The organism is Cellulomonas sp. P4_A2 (assembly GCF_056402515.1).
The window spans coordinates 1-371 of sequence record NZ_JBFUHG010000217.1; the positions used below are offsets into that span (position 1 = coordinate 1).

General features: G+C 78.7%; 1 protein-coding gene. It reads left to right on the plus strand.

What is annotated here, in order from left to right:
- Positions 1 to 371, plus strand: a 371-nt coding sequence (locus AC1DUE_RS20790; RefSeq protein WP_477041289.1) for a hypothetical protein, incomplete at both ends; no start/stop codon positions are given.

Below are 371 nucleotides of genomic sequence, written 5' to 3' on the forward strand. Positions count from 1 at the left end.
CCCCTGGCGCATCGCCCTCACCCCCTGGCGCATCGCCCTCACCCACGCACTCGGCAGCCAGGCCCCGCGTGCCGTCTTCGACGACTACTGGGCCGCGGCGCCCGCCCGCGATCCGCACCCCTACGGCTGCCACCCCGCGGCCCTGCAGTACCTGTGCGCGAAGTGGCACGGCTCGCACGAGGAGATGTTCGCCTTCGCCGAGAGCGCGGCCGACACGGCCCCGCCCCCCCTGGCGGCGGCGCTGGAGTACGAGGTCCTCACCACCGGCCCGACGACCGCCCCCGCCGGCCCCGACCCGTTCGCGCCCCGCGTGGCGGCCGCCGTCACCCGCGCCCTGGCCCTCTCCGCCGGCGCCCTGGCCCTCTCCGCCG